The sequence below is a fragment of the Algoriphagus sp. genome (genome assembly GCF_046296635.1).
Lineage (GTDB): Bacteria > Bacteroidota > Bacteroidia > Cytophagales > Cyclobacteriaceae > Algoriphagus.
This window is the reverse complement of the sequence record NZ_JBKBKZ010000001.1, coordinates 315,719-338,444: the sequence shown is the minus strand read 5'-3', so window position 1 is coordinate 338,444 and position 22,726 is coordinate 315,719. Positions and strand designations below refer to the sequence as shown.

23 protein-coding genes are annotated in these 22,726 nt (G+C 40.1%); all 23 read right to left on the bottom strand.

Annotated features, from left to right (window positions below):
• Position 1: 1 nt before the first annotated feature.
• Complete coding sequence (locus tag ACK4HU_RS01515; RefSeq protein WP_409803066.1) at positions 2 to 415, bottom strand: HYC_CC_PP family protein; 414 nt, start codon at positions 413 to 415, stop codon at positions 2 to 4.
• Between the two features lie 109 nt (positions 416 to 524).
• On the bottom strand, positions 525 to 734 hold the full coding sequence (locus tag ACK4HU_RS01510) for a heavy-metal-associated domain-containing protein (RefSeq protein ID WP_409803065.1): 210 nt from the start codon (positions 732 to 734) through the stop codon (positions 525 to 527).
• Between the two features lie 758 nt (positions 735 to 1,492).
• Positions 1,493 to 3,778 (bottom strand): heavy metal translocating P-type ATPase, encoded by a 2,286-nt coding sequence (locus ACK4HU_RS01505; RefSeq protein WP_409803064.1) that lies wholly within the window; start codon positions 3,776 to 3,778, stop codon positions 1,493 to 1,495.
• A 106-nt stretch (positions 3,779 to 3,884) separates the two neighbouring features.
• The gene (locus ACK4HU_RS01500; protein WP_409803063.1) at positions 3,885 to 4,445 is read right to left on the bottom strand and encodes a helix-turn-helix domain-containing protein; all 561 of its coding nucleotides are present in this window, start codon (positions 4,443 to 4,445) and stop codon (positions 3,885 to 3,887) included.
• 299 nt (positions 4,446 to 4,744) lie between these two features.
• Entirely contained in the window at positions 4,745 to 5,239 is a 495-nt protein-coding gene (locus ACK4HU_RS01495; protein WP_409803062.1) for a malonate transporter subunit MadL, read from the bottom strand.
• Positions 5,240 to 5,316: 77 nt separating this feature from the next.
• Complete coding sequence (locus tag ACK4HU_RS01490; RefSeq protein ID WP_409803061.1) at positions 5,317 to 6,798, bottom strand: acyl-CoA synthetase; 1,482 nt, start codon at positions 6,796 to 6,798, stop codon at positions 5,317 to 5,319.
• Between the two features lie 262 nt (positions 6,799 to 7,060).
• The gene (gene pgl / locus ACK4HU_RS01485) at positions 7,061 to 7,753 is read right to left on the bottom strand and encodes a 6-phosphogluconolactonase (RefSeq protein WP_409803060.1); all 693 of its coding nucleotides are present in this window, start codon (positions 7,751 to 7,753) and stop codon (positions 7,061 to 7,063) included.
• Positions 7,754 to 9,136 (bottom strand): glucose-6-phosphate dehydrogenase, encoded by a 1,383-nt coding sequence (gene zwf, locus ACK4HU_RS01480; protein WP_409803059.1) that lies wholly within the window; start codon positions 9,134 to 9,136, stop codon positions 7,754 to 7,756.
• A gap of 98 nt (positions 9,137 to 9,234) precedes the next feature.
• The gene (locus ACK4HU_RS01475) at positions 9,235 to 9,894 is read right to left on the bottom strand and encodes an ROK family protein (RefSeq protein WP_409803058.1); all 660 of its coding nucleotides are present in this window, start codon (positions 9,892 to 9,894) and stop codon (positions 9,235 to 9,237) included.
• Between the two features lie 456 nt (positions 9,895 to 10,350).
• The gene (locus ACK4HU_RS01470) at positions 10,351 to 10,968 is read right to left on the bottom strand and encodes an NADPH-dependent F420 reductase (RefSeq protein ID WP_409803057.1); all 618 of its coding nucleotides are present in this window, start codon (positions 10,966 to 10,968) and stop codon (positions 10,351 to 10,353) included.
• A 300-nt stretch (positions 10,969 to 11,268) separates the two neighbouring features.
• Positions 11,269 to 12,870, bottom strand: coding sequence for a phosphoenolpyruvate carboxykinase (ATP) (gene pckA / locus ACK4HU_RS01465; RefSeq protein WP_409803056.1), 1,602 nt, complete (start codon positions 12,868 to 12,870; stop codon positions 11,269 to 11,271).
• Between the two features lie 508 nt (positions 12,871 to 13,378).
• Positions 13,379 to 13,543 (bottom strand): hypothetical protein, encoded by a 165-nt coding sequence (locus ACK4HU_RS01460; RefSeq protein ID WP_409803055.1) that lies wholly within the window; start codon positions 13,541 to 13,543, stop codon positions 13,379 to 13,381.
• A gap of 12 nt (positions 13,544 to 13,555) precedes the next feature.
• The gene (locus tag ACK4HU_RS01455; RefSeq protein WP_409803054.1) at positions 13,556 to 13,828 is read right to left on the bottom strand and encodes a type II toxin-antitoxin system RelE/ParE family toxin; all 273 of its coding nucleotides are present in this window, start codon (positions 13,826 to 13,828) and stop codon (positions 13,556 to 13,558) included.
• Positions 13,828 to 14,070, bottom strand: a complete 243-nt coding sequence (locus ACK4HU_RS01450) for a type II toxin-antitoxin system ParD family antitoxin (RefSeq protein ID WP_409803053.1) — start codon at positions 14,068 to 14,070, stop codon at positions 13,828 to 13,830. Before ACK4HU_RS01450 ends, ACK4HU_RS01455 begins: the two co-directional genes overlap by 1 nt.
• Positions 14,071 to 14,348: 278 nt before the next feature.
• Positions 14,349 to 14,588, bottom strand: coding sequence for a type II toxin-antitoxin system BrnA family antitoxin (gene brnA, locus ACK4HU_RS01445; protein ID WP_409803052.1), 240 nt, complete (start codon positions 14,586 to 14,588; stop codon positions 14,349 to 14,351).
• 117 nt (positions 14,589 to 14,705) lie between these two features.
• Positions 14,706 to 16,088, bottom strand: a complete 1,383-nt coding sequence (gene mnmE / locus ACK4HU_RS01440) for a tRNA uridine-5-carboxymethylaminomethyl(34) synthesis GTPase MnmE (RefSeq protein WP_409803051.1) — start codon at positions 16,086 to 16,088, stop codon at positions 14,706 to 14,708.
• Positions 16,085 to 16,540: a thioredoxin family protein gene (locus tag ACK4HU_RS01435; protein WP_409803050.1), complete on the bottom strand. Its 456-nt coding sequence runs from the start codon at positions 16,538 to 16,540 to the stop codon at positions 16,085 to 16,087. The genes mnmE and ACK4HU_RS01435 overlap by 4 nt, the downstream gene beginning before the upstream one ends.
• Before the next feature lie 82 nt (positions 16,541 to 16,622).
• Positions 16,623 to 17,519 carry a metal ABC transporter permease gene (locus ACK4HU_RS01430; RefSeq protein ID WP_409803049.1) on the bottom strand — a complete coding sequence of 299 codons (897 nt, stop codon included), beginning with the start codon at positions 17,517 to 17,519 and terminating at the stop codon, positions 16,623 to 16,625.
• 99 nt (positions 17,520 to 17,618) lie between these two features.
• Positions 17,619 to 18,908: a metal ABC transporter permease gene (locus tag ACK4HU_RS01425; protein ID WP_409803048.1), complete on the bottom strand. Its 1,290-nt coding sequence runs from the start codon at positions 18,906 to 18,908 to the stop codon at positions 17,619 to 17,621.
• A gap of 1 nt (position 18,909) precedes the next feature.
• Complete coding sequence (locus ACK4HU_RS01420; RefSeq protein WP_409803047.1) at positions 18,910 to 19,698, bottom strand: metal ABC transporter ATP-binding protein; 789 nt, start codon at positions 19,696 to 19,698, stop codon at positions 18,910 to 18,912.
• Positions 19,695 to 20,609 carry a metal ABC transporter solute-binding protein, Zn/Mn family gene (locus ACK4HU_RS01415; protein WP_409803046.1) on the bottom strand — a complete coding sequence of 305 codons (915 nt, stop codon included), beginning with the start codon at positions 20,607 to 20,609 and terminating at the stop codon, positions 19,695 to 19,697. Before ACK4HU_RS01415 ends, ACK4HU_RS01420 begins: the two co-directional genes overlap by 4 nt.
• On the bottom strand, positions 20,606 to 21,268 hold the full coding sequence (locus ACK4HU_RS01410; protein WP_409803045.1) for a metal-dependent transcriptional regulator: 663 nt from the start codon (positions 21,266 to 21,268) through the stop codon (positions 20,606 to 20,608). Before ACK4HU_RS01410 ends, ACK4HU_RS01415 begins: the two co-directional genes overlap by 4 nt.
• Before the next feature lie 324 nt (positions 21,269 to 21,592).
• Entirely contained in the window at positions 21,593 to 22,720 is a 1,128-nt protein-coding gene (locus ACK4HU_RS01405) for a glycosyltransferase (protein ID WP_409803044.1), read from the bottom strand.
• Between the last annotated feature and the right edge of the window lie 6 nt (positions 22,721 to 22,726).

Below are 22,726 nucleotides of genomic sequence, written 5' to 3'. Positions count from 1 at the left end.
ATTAAATTAAGAGGGATTCATACAGGATATGAAGTTCCTGTGTGGGAGGGGGGGAATTGTATTGAGGGAATTCTTGGGCCTTGTTTGAAAAAATATCTGCTCCAATGAAGAAAATATGGACTAGGGAAACAGCAAAGTTGATGTCGAGTTTGATATCGACTTTCTTCAACTGCACGTCATCATCTACCTGAAGTTGTTCGGTAATGTTTTTGCAGCAGGATTCAGGGTCATTTTGATTATCGCTTTCATTTTCACTGTGGTTCATCTGCATATTCATGCCGCAATCCAAGTGTTTTTGGCTAAATCCTATTTCTGACTTCATCTCATGGCCCATGCAAAAATGCGTCGTCTTCGCCATCCCAATGGTGGAGAAGAGTACGATAAGCGCTAGCGATATGGAAATCAGGGATTTCATTGAATCAAAAGTAGGGAATTATTTTGTTAAGACGATAGATTCAAGATTTTAGACATAAGACACTAAACCATATTGATCTAATGTCTTATGTCTTTTATCTAAAATCTTATCATTTCTCCTCCGCAATAAATCCGGCATTCAACACAGCCTTTTTAATAGCTTCAGGTTCTAGATTTTCTGTATTCACAGTAAGTGTGCGCTCAGGATCGTGAAGGTCAACGTTCCAGGATTCGATTTCGTTTTGCTCATTTAGCTTAGGAGTAACCTTAGCAAGGCAGTTGCTGCACTGGATGTTTGTTTTGAATTTTAGAGATTTCATTTTTTAGATATTAGATTTTAGATACAAGAAATTAGACACAAGATATTAGATACAAGAATCAAGACTTTTTTCGAGAATGACTTGAATTGGGTTTTCAGGATTGGTGTTCATTTTTGCCTCGTAAATCGTAATTCGTAAATCGTACTTTTTTTGAGACACAAGATATTAGATTCAAGAATCAAGACAGGCTGAAGCAACCTAAATTGAGTTTTTAGGATTGCAGTTCAATTATGGCTCGTAAATCGTAATTCGTAAATCGTAATTTTTTTAGATAGAAGAATCAGGACAGACTGATACAACTTAAATTGAGTTTTTAGGATTGCAGTTCAATTATGGCTCGTAAATCGTAATTCGTAAATCGTACTTTTTTTGAGACACAAGATATTAGATTCAAGAAGTTAGACGCAAGATGTTAGATACAAGGCTCAATACTGTTCGAGCCAACCCTAATTGGGTTTTTATGATTGAGGTTCATTATTGCCTCGTAAATCGTAATTCGTAAATCGTACTTTTTTATTAGACACAAGATATTAGATTCAAGAATCAAGACAGGCTGAAGCAACCTAAATTGAGTTTTTAGGATTGCAGTTCAATTATGGCTCGTAAATCGTAAATCGTACTTTTATGATACGCAAGCAGTTAGACGCAAGATGTTAGGTATAAAGGCTCAATACTGTTCGAGCCAACTTCAATTGAGTTTATTTGATTGAGGTTCATTTCTACCTCGTAAATCGTAATTCGTAAATCGTACATCATGTTTATAATGTTCGACTTTTTAATCTAAGGCTGTTCAGCACCACAGACACTGAACTGAATGCCATCGCTGCCCCCGCAATCATGGGATCAAGTAGGAATCCATTAATTGGATAGAGAATTCCTGCCGCAATGGGAATTCCGATCACATTATAGATAAAAGCCCAAAAGAGGTTTTGTTTAACACCATTGACAGTAAGATGTGAAAGTCGAAAAGCTTGGGGAATTTTATTCAGATCTGAGGTGATCAAGGTGATTTTGGCTACGTCCATAGCAATATCCGAACCATGGCCCATGGCAATGCTGACATCTGCTTGGGCTAAGGCTTCAGAATCATTAATTCCATCCCCAACCATTGCGACTATCTTACCTTTCTCCTGCAAGTTTTTAACAAATTGGGACTTGTCTGAGGGCATCACTTCTGCCCTGAAATCTTTGATTCCCACTTCAGCCGCTACCGCAGTTGCAGTTTGATGATTATCTCCAGTGAGCATGAATACCTGGATTCCGGATTGCAAAAGCTTTTCAATTGCTGATTTTGAACTCGGTTTAATCTGATCCTGAATACCTAGGATTGCCAAGGCAATTTTCTCATCTGCAAACCAAATCACGGTCTGTGCTTTTTCGCTCCAAGCTTTTGCCTCAGTTTCTAGATCAGTAGGAATTGCAATTCCATTTTCTTGGAGCAGCTTTTTGTTTCCGCCGAAATATATTTTCTCGTCCACTGTTCCTCTGACACCTCTGGCAGTAATACTTTCGAAATTGACCAGATCAACCGATTTCGTTTCTTTTTCCTTCAAATAATTTACCACTGCCTCGGCTAGTGGATGCTCGGATTTGCTTTCTAAGGCAAGTAGGATTTGTAAGTAGTGAGTAGTAAGCTGTAAGTCATAACTCTCATCACCACTCACTACTAACTCTTTACTACTTACAATCTGCCCATTCATCACTGCCCACTGAACACTGCTAACAGTCGGTTTTCCTTCAGTAATCGTCCCGGTTTTATCCAGGATGATGGCATTGACCTTATGTCCGAGTTCAAGACTTTCCGCATCGCGAATTAAAATCTGATTTTCAGCACCTTTGCCTACGCCTACCATGATGGCAGTAGGAGTTGCCAAACCCAAAGCGCAGGGACAAGCAATGACTAAAACTGATACAGAAGCTAAAAGCGCATGGGAAAAAGCATTTTCACCCCCTAAAACCATCCAAACTCCAAAGGTTAAGAAGGCTATCACAATTACAATAGGCACGAAAATTCCAGCTATTTTATCTACCAGTTTCTGCACCGGGGCTTTGCTGCCTTGAGCATCTTGGACGCGTTGGATGATTTGAGAAAGTAGGGTAGAGGCTCCCACTTTTTCAGCTACAATCTCCAAACTTCCTTTCTGATTGATTGTACCTGCAAAAACTTTGTCCTCTGTTGATTTCTCTACTGGCACAGGTTCTCCGCTGATCATACTTTCGTCGATGAAGCTATTTCCAGCTACCACAATTCCATCAACCGGGATTTTTTCACCTGGCTTAATAAGTATTCGATCTTTCAGTTGTACCTCCTCAATTTTTATTTCTTGAGTTTGTCCGTTCTGGATCCGAGTTAAAGTTTTGGGTTGGAGACCAATCAGCTTTTTAAGTGCAGTTCCTGTTTGGGATTTTGCCCGCTCTTCCAGCAGCTTTCCGAAGGAAATGAAAACGATAATAACCGTGGCAGCCTCAAAATAGACATGTGGGTGAATTCCTCTACTATGCCAAAATTCGGGAAATAGAGTATTGAAAGTGGAGAATAAAAAGGCAATTCCAGTACTTAAGGCCACAAGGGTATCCATATTTGCCTTGCGGTTTCTGGCTTGTTTCCAGGCATTGGTATAAAAATGTTGTCCAAAGTAAAATAGAACTGGAATGCTCAAGATCATGCTGATCCATCTACCCGGTTCCCAGTCCATGAAAAACATTCCGAGGACAAAGACAGGTGCAGTCAATAATGCTGCACCAATTGTCCTTTTCTTAATTTCCTTATAGTTTTTTTCCTGTTCATCCTTTACGGACTCACTAACCTCTTTTGTGCTTATAATCAATCCATAGCCAATTTCCTGCAGGGCAACATCAAGGGTTTCAGGGGAAGTTTGCTCATCAAATTCAATCTGAACAGTATTGGTTGCAAAATTTACAGCGGCAGAATGTACTCCTTCAGTATGCTGGAGGATAGTCTCAACGCTGGAGGCACAGGCAGCACAAGTCATTCCTGTGACAGGAAAAGTTCGCTTTTGAATAATAAGTTTGGAATCACTCATTTTGTATTGTCTTAATCAGACTTTACAAAGGTGAAGGTTTTCAAATCCCAAAGTTTTATAGGATTTTGTAAAAACCTAGTAAGATTTTGTAAAACAATTAATCCATTTAAATTTTATCCAAACTTTTCCGCATGCCAGCATAGTTTTTTTTAAATTCTGATGGAGTAAGCCCGGTTTCCTTTTTAAACTGAGAAGAAAGGTAAGCCACACTACTATAATTCATTTTAAAAGCTATTTCACTAAGGCTAAGCTGATCGTAGAAAAGTAATTCTTTTACCCGTTCGATTTTTTGTAGCGTAATGAATTTCTCAATCGTAACACCCTCGACTTGAGAAAAAAGTCTGCTTAAAGCTGTGTATTCATGGTTAAGCGATTCAGAAAGGAACGTTGAAAAATTTTCTCCTAAAGAATCATCGGTGTGATGAACTTGCTCAATTATCAGTGATTTAATTTGTGAAATAAGTGACGCATTCTTGGACTCCAAAAGTTCAAATCCTTTTAATTCTAAAGACTGAGAAAAATTTGTCTTCTGATCATGAGATAAGGGATATTCTAATTTTACTTTTCCAAGTTGGATAGACTCAAATGGAATTTTTAACGCATCAAGCGATTGTCTAACTGCCTCCACGCATCGTGGGCAAACCATATTCTTAATTAGGATTTCCATATTCAAAATTGGAAAAATAAGTGAAAATAATACAAAAGGGTTCCCCTTTAGTCCAAATAGCCACTTGATGGAAATAATACCTGAATGAAAAAAGAATGAAATTTTGTGATTGAATAACAGTAGTTTATACCTACCATAAGAAAATACTACTAAAAAATCGTATCAAAATGCTATTCTTACCGTAAAGAACAACAATCAAAAGGTTAAATCTCTTTTGATTGATTTTGGTTTAATGAAAAACAAAGAACCGGGTTACTGGCCCGGTTTTTTGTTTTTCGGGAAAACCAGTTCAGTCATTTTTAAATTGCCCAATCTAAAAGAAGATAAAAAATAGAAGGGCAAATCAAGCACCCCAACCCTGTATAAAAAGTAGCTGTAACCGCTCCATAGGGCACTAATTTAGGATCGGTGGCAGCCAAACCTGCTGCAACTCCACTGGAAGTCCCCATTATTCCTCCAAAGGCCATGGCCGCAGAAGGGTTGTTAAGACCGATTTTTGAGGCCAAAATTGGTGTAAAAATAGTGACTGCTATAGTCTTGACTACTCCTGTTCCGATGCTTAGGGCAATTACTTCTGAACTCGCGCCAAGAGCACCTCCGGTCACTGGACCCACGATATAGGTTAAAGCTCCGGCTCCGATGGTACATAGACTTATCGCATCACGATAACCCCACAACCAACCCATAGTCACTCCACCGACATTTGGATTGATTCCAAGCCATGTACCTAATAGTTCCCCTGTCCACATTCCAAGTATAAATGAGACGGATAGAAGAGCGAGGCATTTAATCATGATTGGAGTGGGTTCTGGCTTGAAATGCTTGGGTTCCTGGAAAGATTTGATTCAAAAGTTTTTTGCTTAATATTTGACTAGGTGAAGAGTTTTTTCAAGTCATTCTTTACCACTTTTCCCATTGCATTCCGAAGAAGCTCATTTAGAAAAAGGTATTTCCGTGGTGTTTTGTATGCAGGCATAAGTTCCCTTATCCAGGTATTCAGTTCTTTGAGATCCAGATTTTCTGATGAAATGATTGCCGCAGCGACTAATTCTCCCCATTCTTCATCCGGAAGGCCCACGACGCTACAGTCATTGATTTCAGGATGTTTTCTAAGCACCTCTTCGATTTCAAGAGCTGAGATTTTATATCCTCCTGACTTGATAATATCTACTGAATCCCTGCCCAGAATTTTGATATAGCTATTTTCCACCACCGCTATATCTCCAGACATAAACCAGCCGTCTGATGTAAATGCCTTGTGGGTTGCTTCCGTTTTTCCCCAATATTCTTTGAAAACAGAGGGTCCTTTTACCTGTATTTCCCCAGGTTCTCCTTCCTGCACTTCTTGCTGGTTTTCATCCACGATTCGAATTTGAACTCCGGGAAGGGGTTTTCCGATGTAGCCAGCTTTTCGCTCACCTTCATAAGGATTGCTTATTGCCATCCCGATTTCAGTCATGCCATATCGTTCCAATAAATAATGACTAGAAATCTGTTGCCATTTTTCCATCACTGAAACGGGAAGAGCTGCTGAGCCTGAGACCATCAGCCTGATCTTTTTTAAACAAGAAGAAATACTCAATTTCACTGATTCTGACTCGGATTCAAATTCCGAAATCAGCTTAAAATATATCGTGGGAACAGCCATGAAAACGTTCACCCTACCTTCAAGAAAAGTCTCAAAAACTCGCTTTGCATCAAATGGATGAATAAATTCGACAGTAGCTCCAGCCCAAAGCGCGCAAGACACAACATTGATGATTCCATGAACATGATGAAGCGGAAGAAGACAAAGTGTATAATCTTCTGACGTCCATTTCCAGGCATCAATCAGTGTACTTATTTGTGCATGGATATTTGCGTGAGTGGTCAAAACTCCCTTAGGTAAACTGGTAGTGCCTGATGTATATAAAATCATAGCACCTCTTTCCGAATCGATGGGAGGCAACTGGAATTTGGTGCTTTCAGGGATCCCTTGAGACAGCCTAATATATCGTATTCTAGAGGCCTCAGCATAAGGTCTCAAAAGTTCCTCATATTCCGGGCCGACCAGAATTATTTCTGCTCCGGTATCATCTATCACATATTGAAGAGAGGGAAGAGGATAGGTGATGCAGAGTGGAACCGCAATTCCTCCCGCCATCCAAATACCCCATTGAACCGTGACATAGTCTTTTCCAAGCGAAACCATAAAGGCAACTCGGGCTTCATTCAAATCCTCTTTTTCCCCAAGTAAATGAAAAGCAATTCTTTTGGCAGAATCAGTCAATACTCCATAAGAAAAAGAGCCAGATTGGTCTACAATTGCAATTTTTGAGGGAGTTTGGAGGGCTTGATAAAAAAGAGAGTCCATGGAAGGTGTAGATTTTATTGGGAATTTAACAAAGCTGCGGATTTATCTACTCTTCCCAATTCTGATTTTTTGGGCAACATTCAATTGGATTTTCTTCCCTAACACATAAAACAGATCAATGAAAAAATTCTCAAATGAATTTCAAAAAAAAAGAGGCTGGCTCAAAAATGGCTCCAGTGTCAGCCAGACCCTTCGACTACCTGCATACAGGACAGGCAGGCGCTCAATGTGACATTCGGTGCTTCTGAGACAACCTGCGTGATTAGTTAATTTTGACTGCTGCACTCTCCTCTGTGAGAACAATGGCATGATGCTGTTCTACTTTCCCCGCGGGGATTAAGGGATCCTTGTGAAGCAGACGGTCCAGCATTTCTGCTTTTTCAGCTCCGGTGATCACCCAAAGGATTTTCTCTGCTTGATTAATAAGCGGGTAGGTAAGCGTCATCCGATGACGTCCTTGGTATTCTATAGAAGTCACTGCGACACCCTGATCATCAATATTCAGAACTGAATCGTTTGGAATCAAAGAGGCGGTGTGTCCATCGGTACCAATTCCCAGGTGAACCAAATCCAGCTTGCCATTTTCAGTCATCCGTTTGATATGACTTGAATATTCCTCGCAGGCTTCATCCATGTCTTCTGCATTGACCCGCATGGGAAAAATATTCAGGCGGGTGACTAATTTACTTCCTTCTATCGCTTTGAAAAGTTGAGTTAAATTTCGGTCAGGATGAGCATCTGGAGCTATTCTTTCATCTACTTGAAAAAGAAAAACCTTTTCCCAAGGCAGGTCTTCATTGGACAATTTCTTAATCATTTCCCAAGGGGTGCGACCACCACTGATCGCCATTGTAAAAAATCCTTTCCTTGAAATACTTTCTCGAATCCTATCAGCGATGTATAAAGCAGCTTCTTTCGCTACTTCATTGGCAGATTGATATGTCCTGATTTCCATTTATTTAGTTTTATGAACGATCGGGTTGTTCCAGCCGCCAGAAGGTTGGACGTGTTGGTTTACATTTTCCGGACCCCAAGTACCAATTTCATATGGGTAAACCTTACGATCCAAAGCCAGGTAATCATCGACAATTTTCCAAGCCTCCTCCACATAGTCTTTTCTTGCAAAATGGGTAGGATCGCCAGCCATTGCATCTGTCAAAACCCGTTCGTAGGCTTCTTTTTCATTTGGAAATGGTGTCGGGTTACCTTGTATTTCAGAAAGAACAGAGGCCATGTCTTCGCCAGGTGCCATGATAAGCATGCCAAAAGCTACCGTTACGTCGGGACTGATTCTGAAACGAATATGGTTTGGCTGGTTAGCAATGGAAGAATACGCCGAAGGAAGGTGGCGAAACTTTACCATGATTTCCGTCGACGTTACAGGAAGATTTTTTCCTGCTCTGATATAGAGAGGAACTCCTTTCCATCTTGGAGAATCTATTTGGAGTTTCATTGCTGCAAAAGTTTCAGTTTTTGAATCGGCTTCAACAGCTTTTTCACCTAAATAACCCTCGTATTGCCCACAAATCACATCCGCAGCCTGAAGTGGTTTGATTGCCTTCAATACCTTTACTTTCTCATCACGAATGGACTCACTATCCAAACCTTTTGGCGGCTCCATGGTCAGGTTACAAAGCACTTGAAAAAGGTGATTTTGGATGACATCACGAACAGCACCAGTTACGTCATAGAATGCTCCACGTCCTTGAATACCAAAGTCTTCAGCCATAGTAATCTGAATACTTTCGATGTGTTTGTTATTCCAGACCGGCTCTAAAAGTGAATTAACAAACCGAAAAAAGACAATATTATTGACAGGACGCTTACCTAAATAGTGATCAATTCGGTAAATATCCCCTTCCTCGAATTTACCTAGAAGTATTTTATTCAATGCTTTGGCAGATTCCAGATCGCTTCCAAAAGGTTTTTCCACAATCACACGAGCACCTGAAGCACACCCGGACTGATCCAATTGGGCAATGATTTTCGGGAAAAGGGCAGGGGGAATAGCAAGGTAATGCGTCGGATGTTCAGCATTTCCCAAGGCCTCTCTAATCCTCGAAAAAGTCTCAGTTTCCGTATAATCCCCACCTACAAATGCGAGCAGACTACAAAACTTCCCATATGATTCTTCCTCAAACTGACCATGCTTTTGGATGCTTTCTTTGGCACGTGCTCTCAGCTTTTCGAGGTCGAAATCGCCCCGAGCCACACCGATAATTGGGCAATTCAGGTTTCCACGCTTAACCATCATATGGAGGGCGGGGAATATTTTTTTAAAAGCGAGATCTCCGGTGGCACCGTAAAAAACCAAGGCGTCCGATTTGACTTGACTCATGAAAGGAGAGGGGGTGTTTGTTTAAGTTTTGTATTAGGAAAAGCAATGAATTGAATGCAACAAGAAACTCTTCTTAGACTTTCTTGAACAGTCAATAATTAATACTTGTAGGATTTTTCCCAAAGACGAAATCCGCCGGTGAATGCATTTTTATTAGAACCTAAGCGGCAATTGGCAGGGATATCATCCAAAAGTTTGGAATTACCACCACCTAGCACAATCTGATCAGGTTGAAAGCAATGGTTAAAATGGGCGATTGTCTGCGCGACTAGTTCTTTCCACTTAGGCTTTCCATACTTTTTCATAGCAGCACTGCCGACATGGGTTTCAAAAGTTCCCAGTTTGAAAGGAAGATGCCCACCTTCAAGAGGTAAAATCAAGTCTTCAAAGACCATGGCAGTTCCCAATCCGGTACCAAATCCCATAAAAAGCAATTTGCCTCCTTCATAGCTTCCTAAGGCTTGCATCGCTGCATCATTGATTATTTTAACCGGACACCCAAATGCTTTTTCGAAATCGAAACCTTTCCAACCTGAACCCATATTCACCGGGTCGGCTATGATTTGTCCATTTTTTACAACACCGGGAAATCCTATAGATATAGCTTCATATTGCCAATCTTCGGCATTTTTTATTACTATAGGGACTAGCTGCTCTGGTTTAAAATCATCTCCTGAGGGGATTTTGATCCGCTCCGGCTGACCTGTTGCAAGAATTTTAATATTGGATCCACCAATGTCGATTACCAGTACTTTCATTTTTCAATAGATGTACAAGTCTTGAATTTCCAAAAAAGAACTAACAAGCTTGAGTTTAGAATTTGGAGTCCGGTCCAAAATTGGATTCCGGATATATCAGTTTCATATATACGACAATGAAACAGATATAAAGATAAACAAACCTTTTGCTTGAAAGGGGCCAATTTTTTAATGTTACTATTTTGACGAAGAACGGAGGATAAAATAAAGTTGATAGTAATGATTTGAAAATGAATTTTAAAACTATTAAAAGTGCTATGGCAGAATAAAGTATGGTTTTTTAATCATTTCCCGAAATCGAAATCCTTTTTTCTAAACGCAATTAATTTTGCGATTTGATTAAAATAAAAAAGCGATTTGGGGCAATTTCAAAAACATTCACTTTTTCTACCCAGAAGCAGAAAAGTGAGACCTTTCGATCTCACTTTTCCTAAAAGGGTGATACAAAAAATAAGTTTAAGCTGAAATTAATTTAAAGTGGTAGTTGGAATGTTCTTTTTTATTCCAGCTTATTTCTTTGCTGAGATGGTAAAAAGCCTCTAATAGGGGGGCATTATCCATTTTACCGGCATCGATTGCACGGAAGCCTATCAATTCAATGAGTCTTTTTACTCTGATTTTCTCTAGTTCACTATCTCCACAGAAATACGTCTCTTTGATTATTCCTAGAATGTCTGAATTAGGGTAATCAATTCCTAAATTATTAAAGGCCTTGAATATAAATGCTTTGGGAGCTGCTTGGACAATGTTTTCGGTGTTGCTATTAGCCAACATTTTATCATAATTAGCATTTGTGCAGTCTATAATAAATTTCCCCTCAACATCTACCGTTTTTAAAGCCTCTGAAATTTCCGGTAGGTATTGATTTTCGCAGCAGATGAGTATGATTTCTGATTGGATGATAGCAGAATCAAAAGGGCAAATTCTGTTATGAAGCCGATTTAGATTTTTCCAATCACTGGCTTCGGTATCAAAATCCGACCTAACGCCGAAGACCACCGAAAGACCTGCTTCGAGGTATTTTTTTCCTAATGTTTTGGCGAGCATGGTGCCGCCGAGAATTCCAAGTTTCATAAAATTCGACCTGTGTTAAAATCCGTGATCACAATTTTGATTTTTGGTATTTCAAATTTTCGATCTATAGATAATCCTATCGAAACGAAAATAACAATCGAAAATTAGATTAAAATATGATAATTCCAAAATTTTATTTTGAAATAATTATAAAAACAATATATTATTCATTTATTCGATTGTAAAAAACGAATTCAAGTATTTAAAATGAAATTCTAATAATTATATTTTTTCTTAAAGTCTGATTACGAGTGAATTCCGACGATCCAATTAACTTTTTTGGTCGGATTTTTCTATACCTCAGAGCTGTGGACCGGAACTTATAAGCTTTTCACCTTCTTCGTTGTTAGCATATTGTTCGAAATTCGAAATATACTTTGCAGCCAAGCTTTTTGCCTTCTTTTCCCATTCCTCCTGATTTTTATAAGTATTACGTGGATCCAAAATATTACTTACTCCAGTCAAGCTTGTTGGAATGGTGAGATTCAAGAAAGGAATGTGCTGGGTTTCGGCTTTGTCAATTTCACTGTTCAAAATATTGTCAATGATTGCCCGGGTGTCTTTCAACGAAATCCGCTTTCCAGTTCCATTCCAACCCGTATTCACCAAATAGGCTTTGGCATTATGCTCCTTCATTTTCCCAATAAGAGTTTTGGAATACATCGTCGGGTGAAGGGACAGAAAAGCCTCACCAAATGCCGGAGAGAAAGAAGGTTGAGGTTCTGTAATTCCCCGCTCGGTGCCTGCAAGTTTGGACGTATATCCGCAGAGGAAGTGGTATTGAGCCTGTTTTTCGTCGAGAATTGATACAGGTGGTAGGACCCCAAAGGCATCGGCAGAGAGGTAGATGATTTTTTGTGCATGACCTCCTTTTGATGGAAGGACAATTTTATTGATATGATAGATGGGGTAGGAGACTCGGGAGTTTTCTGTGATCGAGTGGTCGTGAAAATCCACCTCACCATATTCATTCACTACTACATTCTCAAGCAAGGCATTCCGTTGAATGGCACGGTAGATATCAGGTTCTTTATCTTCTGACAGGTCAATCACTTTAGCATAGCATCCCCCTTCAAAATTAAAAACCCCATGTTCGTCCCATCCATGCTCATCGTCTCCTATTAGATATCGCTTAGGATCAGCGGAAAGCGTGGTTTTTCCTGTTCCTGAAAGTCCAAAAAATAATGCTACGTCACCTGCTTCTCCCATGTTTGCAGAGCAATGCATGGAAGCAATGCCTTGCATGGGCAAGAAGTAGTTCATCATTGAAAACATGCCCTTTTTCATTTCTCCACCATACCAAGTACCTCCAATTATCTGAATTCGTTCTGTCAAATTGAAAACAACAAAGTTTTCTGAATTCAAGCCATGCGCTTTCCAATTGTCATTGGTGGTTTTGGAACCATTCATGACAATAAAATCAGGCTTTCCGAAATTATCCAGTTCGTAATGTGAGGGTCTAATGAACATATTTGTGACGAAATGTGCCTGCCAGGCCACTTCCATCACAAATCGTACCTTCAACCGCGTATCCGGATTAGTGCCGCAAAATGCATCGACGACAAATAGTTTTTTGGAAGAGGAAAGCTGTGCCAATACCAATTCTTTCAGATCATCATAAACTTCTTTCGTTGTGGGGACATTCACTTTGCCATCCCAGTGGATTGTATTTTTGGTGGTCTCATCCAAGACAATAAATCGGTCTTTTGGTGAGCGCCCTGTGAATTCACCTGTTTTTACAGCGACTGCCCCGAGCGAAGTGTTGGCACCTTTTTCGAAGCCTTTACACATAGAAGACATTTCGGCGCGATACAATTCTTCATAACTAGGATTGTATGACACTTCCTGATATCCTGTAATCCCCAACTCATGCAGTTCTTGAATGACTCTGATATTTTTCATTTATGAATAAATTTTGATTTCAATTATTGGCTTACCCAAATGTCATGAATTTTGGATTTTGGAAGCATGATTTTACTCATGTTTGTTTCTCGAAAAACTCATAGGTTTTTAGGAAAAAATTAGAGGATTTGAAATTGAAAAGGCTGATTCAGTGCTTTTTGCTTAATTACGAAGCTTTAAATCCGGCTACCCTTGCGTGATTATCTAGCAACTTGAACTCCTCCAAACTTGACATCAATTTGAGTCTGAACATCACTGTTATGATAAATTTTGATTTGGTTTTTCATTTTAAACTTCATCACTCCTGTTTCACCGATAAAAAAAATGAAAATAATTTTTGGTTGGATCAAGATTTGAACTTGTAGAAAGTGATATTCTGAAAAAAGAATTGAGACGAAAGCTAGGTTACTTCCCGACTCAGAAAGTGTAAGTAATTATTTCACAAATAGTTAACCCTTTTTCGGAACAACTACTTTACAAAAAATGCCTACTTCGGGATTTTGTAGGCTTATTTCAATTCTAAATTGATTTTTAGAAGTGTTGTTTTTACTTCATTTTCAGGAATAGAGAAGTGTATGTTTTCGTATGCGTTGATCAAATTAACCAAATGGTCAGCTTCTTTTCTTTCAGAACTTTCTGGAACTTCATCGAAATTTGGGGTTAACCTTTTCAAGGCAATAGATTTCTAAGGAAATCTCTGTTTTCCAATTATCCTGATGATTCTAACTTGATCTTCAATTGAAAAATAAATTGTGTGTGAGCTATGTACACAAAATCGATAGCCAGGTCTAATATCTGTAGCAGATGGATACATTTCAGGCCTTTCAGCAATTCTCTCAAAAGCATTTTCCAATGAAGAGAAGTACTTTTCTGCTTGCATTTCACCAAAATTTGCTAATCCATACAAATAAATATGGATTAGATCTTCTTCCGCTTCACGGGTGAGTGAAAAAGTCATTAGGCTTTTTGAGCGCGTCTTTTGGCTTCTTCCAGTATCTCAGCCATGGATTTGTGAGAAAGCCCGCTTTCCTCACCTTTAATCAGCTCATTTCTAAGCCAGATACGCTCTTCTTCCTGTTCTCGTTGATGCCGGATTAGATCATTTATCAATTCGCTTTTACTGGCATATTCATTTTCTTGAACCTTTTGTTTCATCCAGCGATCATTAGGTTCGTTTACTGTTATTGTTTGTCTGGCCATTTTAAAGTGTATTTATGGTGTAACAATACACCAAATGAATCTAATTTTCAAGGTTAAAGTTCCTCAACTGTGATTTTATATTCCTTGTCTACACGGACATCAGTAATGAAACTTGCTTGGAAAAAATCTGTCAACAAGATGCATTTTTTTTGACTAAAAGTGAAGTACTGCTTCAAGAGTTGTCAAAAGATCCAGTTAACCTTCATCTTTTGAGAAGTGCCTTATTCTATTTCAATATTTTGAAAAATATATAAATAATTCATTCTCCTTAATTAATATCAAACCGTCTTTTTGAGTTTATCAGAAATGAAAACTTTAATGACGCTTTGCCTTGTTATACCTAGATTTCTAGCAACTTTATCCAATTCCTGAACCATCCACCCTGGAAAGTCAACACTCACTCTTCTTGGCTTTTGGCCGGGTCTAGTACCATTTTCCAAATCAAGAAATTCATTGAGATTTTCATTTCCCTCAAATTTCTCATCAAATTCAGCTGCTGTAATAGATTTCTTTTTCATTTTCTCTGGATCTCCTTACCGAAATAATTCTTATCAAAGTAGCTAAAAGTTGTAAAAATGGCTTAATAATTATCCAAAAAATGTTTGGGCCAATAGCTGAGTTTTACCTTAATACCTTTACTTCCCGATACAAAACTTCGAAAAAATATTCGCCAACAAATCATCGGTCGTGACTTCGCCGGTAATCTCCCCAAGGTAATGTAAGGATCGACGGATGTCCATTGCCACAAAATCATTGGTCACTTCATTGTCCAATCCAGTAAGAATATCGAGCAGGGATTCTCTGGTTTTGGTCAAGGAATCGTAGTGCCTTACATTGGTCACAATGGTATTTCCAGTTCGAAATTTATCCATATTGACCAGCTCAAGAACTCGTGATTTAAGCGCTTCGAGGTTTTCTTTTTTGCCTGCGGAAATAAAAATAGTGTCTGGATGAATAGTCCTTAACTCATTGATAATATTTCCGTTAGCCTTGTCTGTCTTATTCGCCACTTTCAGGAAAGGGACACCCTGATTTTCGAGTTTGTTGATGTCTCGATTGATCTCGATCAGGTCCGTATCGCTTAAGTCAAAAAGATATAAAATCAGGGAAGCCGTCTTCATTTTCTCCTGAGTTCGACTAACTCCGATGGCCTCAATTACATCGGTAGTTTCTCTCAAACCCGCCGTATCGATAAAGCGAAAAATCACTCCACCGATGCTGATTTCATCTTCGATAAAGTCTCTCGTGGTTCCTGCGATTTCTGAGACGATGGCTTTTTCCTCATTAAGTAACGCATTGAGGAGCGTGGATTTTCCTGCATTGGGCTTGCCTGCGATGACCGTTGGAACTCCGTTTTTGATCACGTTACCAAGATCAAAACTCAGAATTAACTCCTCGACGATCCGGAGGATTTTTTCCACCAAAATCCGCAAGTCTGCCCGGCTTGCGAATTCCACATCTTCTTCTGTGAAGTCCAGTTCCAATTCGATCATCGAAGCAAAATGAATCAGCTGATTCCGCAACACCTGAATTTCTGAGCTAAAACCACCTCTCAGTTGGCTAAGCGCAGCTTGGTGACTCGTTTCCGAATCGGCATGGATAAGATCTGCTACAGCTTCGGCTTGGGCTAGATCAAATTGACCATGAAGAAAGGCGCGCTGTGTGAATTCTCCCTGTTTGGCAGGACGAATTCCCTTGCGGATAAAGAGTTTTATTACTTGATTGATGATATAGGAAGAACCGTGGGTGGAAATTTCCACCACATTTTCCTTTGTAAAGGATTTGGGAGCTATAAAAATGGAGACTAAAACTTCGTCTATAATTTTCTCACCATCCCGAATCGTCCCAAAATGGATGGTGTGTGAGGCTTGATTTTCAAGATTTTTACCAAAAAAGACTTCATTGGTGACTTTTATGGCGTCTTTTCCGGAGAGTCGGATTACTGCGATGGCGCCAACTCCCTGTGGAGTGGCAAGGGCGATAATGGTATCTTCTCGCTCGGCGAGGGAAAAACTCATGGCTTGGTTTTAAATGCTTTCTCGATTAATTCTGTCAATCCTGCTAAAAATGCATCCGGTTGTCTATACCCTGGAAGTTGGGCGATATTTTGAAGTTTGGGCTCTATGATCACAAAATTTGGGTAGGAGCGAACACGCATGGTTGCTGCCATTGTAGCTTCAGTGTATTCTTTTCCCATGAAATCGAATGTGCGCTTGGTATCTTCAGCATTCATTTTCACGGCATAAAAATTACTATTGATGTATGCAATTACTTTTGGATCGGTAAAAGTCTCTTTATCCATCTTCTTGCACCAGCCACACCAGTCGGTGTAAACATCCACCAACAGCATTTTTGGGCTTTGGGCATTTGCTGCAATGGCTTCCTCAAATTTCAGCCATTTGATCTGATCCTGAGCTTTCGTAGAAAAACTCAACAAGACACCGAAAATTAAAAGGACTATATATTTCATTGAATTTTTTAATTAATGGTCAAAGATGCAAATGTCTTGCATCTTTTGTCTTACATCTTACGTCTCATACAAATTTTCCCAATCAAACTCCAAACGGTTCTTTTACGGAAGAAGTTCCTCTAAACCAAAGTGGCTTTTTACTGTGAATCAATACACTAATTCCGAAGAATACTCCGGCGACTGTGACCATCATTCCTGCAATCGAACTGTCGATCCAGTAAGCAAGATAATATCCTAACACGGAAATTGAAATTCCCATGGCAGCGGTGAGCTTGAGAAGCGGCATCAGGCTTTTTGTCCAAAGGAAGGCAGTGGCAGGAGGGACTACAAGTAAAGCTACAACCAATATCGCGCCAACAGCCTCAAAGCTGCTGACCGTTGTATATGAAACAATACTCATCAAAGCCAGATTTACACCCTTAGCCGGAATTCCCATTACAGAGCTAAAGTTTTCATCGAAGCTCGTTAAGACCAACTCTTTAAATAACAAGTAGATAAATCCGCATACAAACAAGAAATTCAGACCAGCCAACCAAGTGATCCGAGGCCCGAGATTCAATCCGCTTTTGGTGATCCAACTGTCAATTGGTAAGTAGGCGATCTCTCCATAGAGGACACATTCTTGATCCAAGTCCACTTTGTATGCTAGGAGATTGATCAAGATGATGCCTATGGCAAATAGGAGAGTGAAGGTGATTCCAATTGAGGCATCAAGTTGCACACGGGCTTTTTTGCGCAGCCAATCAATCATCAGCGTGGCCAAAATCCCCAAAAGTCCTGCTCCTATAATTACTTCCAAACTTCTTTGGCTTCCGGAGACAAAATAGCCGATAACAATGCCTGGAAGGACGGCGTGGGAAATGGCATCGCCTGTCATGGACATTTTGCGAAGCATCATAAAGACACCCAAAAATCCACAGGATATCGCGATGAGCGCACCTGTGAAAATGATCAAAAAAGCGTTGCTATCGAAGGTCATGGTTTAGTAGCTGGTAGTAAGTATCTAGTTTCAAGATGTTGAGAAGACAGGTGTTCAGGAGCGAAAATAAACATTGGGACATTTGGGTTGGAAACTTGGTCAACGCTTATCAGGCCTTGGAATGGGTTCTCGATGAGGATCTAGGGCGGGGTAGTTGAGTCCTTTTTCGAGCAAAGCTTCCAACTCCGGAGTGATCAAATGTTCCAGTTCTTCAGCCGAATCGTGGACGTGGTCAGGGGCGATATTCATCGACTCATTAAGGTACAATTCCCAAAGTCTATGGAGACGAACTATACGCATCGCATCAGAAATTCCCTTTTCTGATAATCTTATAACCAATTGATTTTTAGTAATAAAACCATTACTTATTAAATGACTTATTGACTTTGTTGTTTCAGCTTTTTGATAGGGGTAGAGCTCATAGATTTCTTCTATAAGTAGCCCGGTTCTACCTTCTTCTTGAGCTTTGTAAAGAGCCTTCATCAGGTGATCTCGGTGTGTTTTTCGAAGGTATTTTTTCCTTGAAAAATGTCTGGAAATGATTCCTGTTTTCGGAGCAATCAAAAATGAAATCAAAGCAAAAAGCGAAAGGAAAACGACTACCCAAGGACCAGTCGGCATCTGAGGAAGAACGAATGAAACATAGGTTCCCATGATGCCGGACATTACTGAAAAAATGGCTGCAAGAATTAAAAGCGGATTTAATCGATCTGTCCAAAATCTCGCTGCTGCTCCGGGCGTGATTAAAAGCGCAGCCATCAACACCACACCGATTGCCTGAATTCCTATGACTACAGCCAAAATCATCAGCACATTAAAAAGAAAGGAGATGAACTTCATCGGAAAACCGATGGCTTTGCCATATTCAGGATCAAAAACCATCAATCGAAACTCCTTCAACATGAGCGTCAAAACCAAAATGATTGCAAGTGAAAGCCCACCATAAAGCATTAAATCAGATTCTGATATCCCTATGGCATTTCCGAAAATGAAGGAATTCAAACCGGCAATCTCAGGATTTCCACTTTTCTGAAGTGAGGTTAAAAGCACGATCCCGAAACCGAAAAAGACGGAAAGGATGGTAGCGATGATGGTGTCTTCGCTCAGCTTCGTGTTTCTTTTCAGCCACGAGCTCAAAAAAGTGGCTATCGCACCTGATAAGAAAGCTCCTGCAACGATATAAACAGGATTCTTTTCTCCTGCAACCATAAATCCCAAACAGATTCCAGGCAGCACCGCATGGGAAATCGCATCTCCGAGCAAGGCTTTTTTATCCAAAAAGGAGAAAGTTCCGACGTATGCCGACCCAATTCCTAAAAGTGTGATCCCTAACACAACCCACAGAATGGATGGATCTTGAAAAGTGAAGAAGTAAATGAAATCTTCCATGTCAACGCTTTAATGGGTTGAAATCTTTTTGGCGAATCATATCAGTGACTCGGGTGAGGAGATTGAGTTTACCTCCGTAGGTTTTGCGTAGCATTTCCTCATTCATTACGAGCTCTTTCGGACCGGAAGCTACAAGGTGTAGATTCAACATTATCAACCAGTCGAAAAATGCCATGGCAGAATGAATGTCGTGATGTACGACTATGACCGTTTTTCCTGCAGCAGTCATTTCTTGGAGTAATTGGAAAATAGCGGTCTCAGTGGACATATCCACACCTGCAAAGGGCTCATCCATCAAATATAAATCAGCTTCCTGAGCCAATGCTCTTGCAATAAAAACCCGCTGCTGCTGACCTCCTGAAAGCTCAGAAATCTGTCTACCAACAAATCCACTCATTCCCACCTGCTCGAGGCTCCTCATGGCCAATTCTTTTTGTTTTTTTCCTGGCCTTCGGAAAAGTCCAAGTTTCCCGTAAGTTCCCATCATCACAACATCCAGGACTGAAGCTGGAAAATTCCAATCGACCGATTCCCGTTGCGGGACATAGCTAATCCTCGCACGGACATCATTCAAGGGTTTGTAAAAAACCTTTACAAAGCCCGAAGTAGGTGTGATCAAACCCATGATTGCTTTGATCAAAGTTGATTTCCCTGCTCCATTTGGACCTAAAATTCCGACGAGTTTTCCACTCGGAAGGCTAAGGTCCACATTCCAAAGCACGGGATTTTGATCATAACTCACGGTGAGGTCATGAATTTCAAGAATAGGATTTTCGACCTGTGTGATCATAATAATAGGCTTTCGTAGATGATTTTTAGGTTGGTTTTAACCATGCCGATGTAAGTGCCAGCAGGTGTTCCGACTGCATCCAAGCTGTCGGTGTAAAGTGGTCCGGCGAGATTGACTTGATGATTGCGTTCAGCAGCTCCAGCCGCTACAGCTCGGATGGCTTTGGGAGAAATGGTCTGTTCTGCAAAAATTGCTTTCACCTTGTTTTCTTGGACGATGGTGATGAGTTCTGTTAAATCGCGAAGCCCGGGTTCGCTCAAAGTAGAAAGACCCTGAAGTGATTTGACTTCGAGTTGGTAGGCAATTCCGAAATACGCGAAGGCATCGTGGGCTGTTACCAGTACTTGCCCCGCTGTGCGAAGTTCATTGACCTTCGTTCGAACCTCGTCGTCGAGTTCTTTAAGTTGGGCGAGATAGGCTGTTGAATTTGATTCAAGGTTTGACTTCCATTCAGGTTTCCATTCAATCATTTCCTGAGATACATACGCCATCGCTTTTGACCAAAGTTTAACATCAAACCAAATGTGAGGATCTACGCTATGTGCTTCAGGTCCGGATCGAATGAGATCATCTTTTGGGAGACCTTGTGAGATGTCAATGAGTGTTTGACTGAGAGCTAACTTTTCAAAAATCTCGGTCATTTTGCCTTCCAGATATAATCCATGATAGACGACGAGATCAGCATTAGTCAAAAGATCCAAGTCCCGAACGGAGGCCTTATATAAGTGTGGGTCCACTCCGGCAGGCATCAGAGCAACGACATCCGCATTTTCTTGGACGATGTTTTTGATCCCATCTGCCAAAATACTGGTGGTGGCGACAATCAGTGGTTTGGTTCTAGTTTCCTTCGAATCGATCTTACAAGCGAACGAAACCAAAATCAATAAAAATGGAAGGAGATATCGGTTCATGATTGCAAAACCAAAATATTACAGGACACATCTTTCGACATGAAGAGTGTCTTTTTCTGATCAACCAAAATTTCCAGAGAACCGTCAAATTCTACTTTATCGAGGACTTTGATTCGGGCCCCGATATATGCACCAACTTTATCAAGGTAGCGTAGGAATGCAGCCGAACTGTCTTTCACTGCTACAATTTGACCGGTTTGGTCCACCTCCATTTCATTGAGTTGAACCCGTGGTCTAGCTCGTACATCTCCAAACTCATCCGGTATGGGATCACCGTGTGGATCAAACTTGGGGTAATTCAGATAGGAGTCTAGGCGCTGTATCAAAAGAGGGGAGTGGATGTGCTCCAATTGCTCTGCTACTTCATGCACTTCGTCCCAGGCAAAGTTCAATTTCTCCACCAAAAAAACTTCCCATAGGCGATGCTTTCGGATAGTCTGTAGGGCAAATCTTTTGCCTGATTCGGTGATCTGAAGACCGTAGTATTTCCGGTATTCTATAACCTCTTTTTCTCCTAGTTTCCGGAGCATATCACTCACCGAGGCAGCCTTGGTTTTCATCTCTGCTGCGATGTCATTGGTAGAGACACTTTTTTTTCCACCCTCTGATAGGTGGTAGATGGCTTTCAGGTAATTCTCTTCTGTACTGGTCAAATCCATGGTAATCCAATTTGAATAATGAGTCAAATATAAAAATTAATTTAGACTTAGCTAAATATAATTTTCATAGGAGCTAAATCAGGTGTTGATAACCTATTTTCAAATGTGTTTTGGGATTTAGGCTTGTCTAAATATTAGATTCGATGAAACGAATAAATATTGGAGAATATTGATTTACATTAGTTTATGGGCGGATTTATTGGGGATTTTCTGGAGCAGTCACAGGTTTTTCCCAGTTTCCGTTTCAAGAAAAGGAGTGTAAAAACAGAGGTTTGAGTGGAAAACTTTCCACACTTATCCACTTCAAGAAATGAAAATGGAGTTTTAAGAAAGTAAATCTTGGATAGCTTGCTGAAAGTGAGTCCTTTCAGTTTTCCATAGGATATTTTCAGAAGGTGCAGAAGTGAAAAAAGTATGCGCTAAAGCTGTTTCCAGTTGTTGAGTAGCCTTAGAAAGATTTAAGAAATCAATAGCGAATCCACCTCGGAAATCCGCCAGAAAACCTTCCCAAATAGGATTAGGACTGATCAAAACCGGGATCCCTAATGCCGCACATTCAAAAAGTTTGGTTGGCATTTTACCGCGAATGGCTTCATGATTTTGGTAAGGCAATAATGCAAAATCTGAGCTGCTGAATATCGTCATTAGCTTGTCATGGTCGACCGGGATTGGGCTTATTTGAAGGCTTAGATTTGGGGTTTCATTAGCAGCTTTTTCAAGCTTTTCATGGAAAGAAATCAGCGGACAATGACCTGCAATAATCAGCTCAGCTTTGGGGAAAGTCTTGACAATTTCACGAAACCATTCTACCACATCCCATGTCCCAAAGGCGGGAGTGATGGTCCCGGTAATACAGAATCGAATTGCACTTTTACTTTTTAGTTGAATGGGCTTTTGCTCCTTTAATTCACCTGCAAATTTATTCTCAAATATGAGATAGGGTTTCTTTTCAGGCATTTCATAAGCATAGCATTTCTCTGCGAAAAGAAATAAATCGATGCCGCTGACTGACTCTGCTTTTTGAATAAGATTGCCAGCTTTTTTGCTTTTCTTTTCTAAAAGATTTGGATTGAGGCCTAGGTTTAAAACATAGTTTTCCTGAACATCATATACTAGTTTATATTCTATGATAGGCTTTAGAAATGAGGCAATCGGAAGTAATTCATACGTACAACATATCAATAGCTTTGGTCTAACTTGAAGGAGCCGAAATAAAAATCTAAACTGAGCCATTACCCGATCCAAGCGAGAATCGAAATGACTCATAGAAGAAAAAAATCGAAATCCCGGAATGGAAATGGGCCTTTTTGGAGAAAAACCTATGATAAATAAGCTGTATGTATTTGTTTCGCCAAGCGAAAGAGCAAGCTTTCCAAAAGCTCGCACATCCATGATCGGCTTCAGGGTAGAAGCGATAATCACGGGAACCCTTTTGGTCTGAAACTGACTCATAAACGA

Coding starts and splice junctions, on each gene's coding strand:
- ACK4HU_RS01515 (WP_409803066.1), bottom strand. CDS start 415: ATGAAATCCCTGATTTCCATATCGCTAGCGCTTATCGTACTCTTCTCC.
- ACK4HU_RS01510 (WP_409803065.1), bottom strand. CDS start 734: ATGAAATCTCTAAAATTCAAAACAAACATCCAGTGCAGCAACTGCCTT.
- ACK4HU_RS01505 (WP_409803064.1), bottom strand. CDS start 3,778: ATGAGTGATTCCAAACTTATTATTCAAAAGCGAACTTTTCCTGTCACA.
- ACK4HU_RS01500 (WP_409803063.1), bottom strand. CDS start 4,445: ATGGAAATCCTAATTAAGAATATGGTTTGCCCACGATGCGTGGAGGCA.
- ACK4HU_RS01495 (WP_409803062.1), bottom strand. CDS start 5,239: ATGATTAAATGCCTCGCTCTTCTATCCGTCTCATTTATACTTGGAATG.
- ACK4HU_RS01490 (WP_409803061.1), bottom strand. CDS start 6,798: ATGGACTCTCTTTTTTATCAAGCCCTCCAAACTCCCTCAAAAATTGCA.
- pgl (WP_409803060.1), bottom strand. CDS start 7,753: ATGGAAATCAGGACATATCAATCTGCCAATGAAGTAGCGAAAGAAGCT.
- zwf (WP_409803059.1), bottom strand. CDS start 9,136: ATGAGTCAAGTCAAATCGGACGCCTTGGTTTTTTACGGTGCCACCGGA.
- ACK4HU_RS01475 (WP_409803058.1), bottom strand. CDS start 9,894: ATGAAAGTACTGGTAATCGACATTGGTGGATCCAATATTAAAATTCTT.
- ACK4HU_RS01470 (WP_409803057.1), bottom strand. CDS start 10,968: ATGAAACTTGGAATTCTCGGCGGCACCATGCTCGCCAAAACATTAGGA.
- pckA (WP_409803056.1), bottom strand. CDS start 12,870: ATGAAAAATATCAGAGTCATTCAAGAACTGCATGAGTTGGGGATTACA.
- ACK4HU_RS01455 (WP_409803054.1), bottom strand. CDS start 13,828: ATGACTTTTTCACTCACCCGTGAAGCGGAAGAAGATCTAATCCATATT.
- ACK4HU_RS01450 (WP_409803053.1), bottom strand. CDS start 14,070: ATGGCCAGACAAACAATAACAGTAAACGAACCTAATGATCGCTGGATG.
- brnA (WP_409803052.1), bottom strand. CDS start 14,588: ATGAAAAAGAAATCTATTACAGCAGCTGAATTTGATGAGAAATTTGAG.
- mnmE (WP_409803051.1), bottom strand. CDS start 16,088: ATGAGTTTTTCCCTCGCCGAGCGAGAAGATACCATTATCGCCCTTGCC.
- ACK4HU_RS01435 (WP_409803050.1), bottom strand. CDS start 16,540: ATGAAATATATAGTCCTTTTAATTTTCGGTGTCTTGTTGAGTTTTTCT.
- ACK4HU_RS01430 (WP_409803049.1), bottom strand. CDS start 17,519: ATGACCTTCGATAGCAACGCTTTTTTGATCATTTTCACAGGTGCGCTC.
- ACK4HU_RS01425 (WP_409803048.1), bottom strand. CDS start 18,908: ATGGAAGATTTCATTTACTTCTTCACTTTTCAAGATCCATCCATTCTG.
- ACK4HU_RS01420 (WP_409803047.1), bottom strand. CDS start 19,698: ATGATCACACAGGTCGAAAATCCTATTCTTGAAATTCATGACCTCACC.
- ACK4HU_RS01415 (WP_409803046.1), bottom strand. CDS start 20,609: ATGAACCGATATCTCCTTCCATTTTTATTGATTTTGGTTTCGTTCGCT.
- ACK4HU_RS01410 (WP_409803045.1), bottom strand. CDS start 21,268: ATGGATTTGACCAGTACAGAAGAGAATTACCTGAAAGCCATCTACCAC.
- ACK4HU_RS01405 (WP_409803044.1), bottom strand. CDS start 22,720: ATGAGTCAGTTTCAGACCAAAAGGGTTCCCGTGATTATCGCTTCTACC.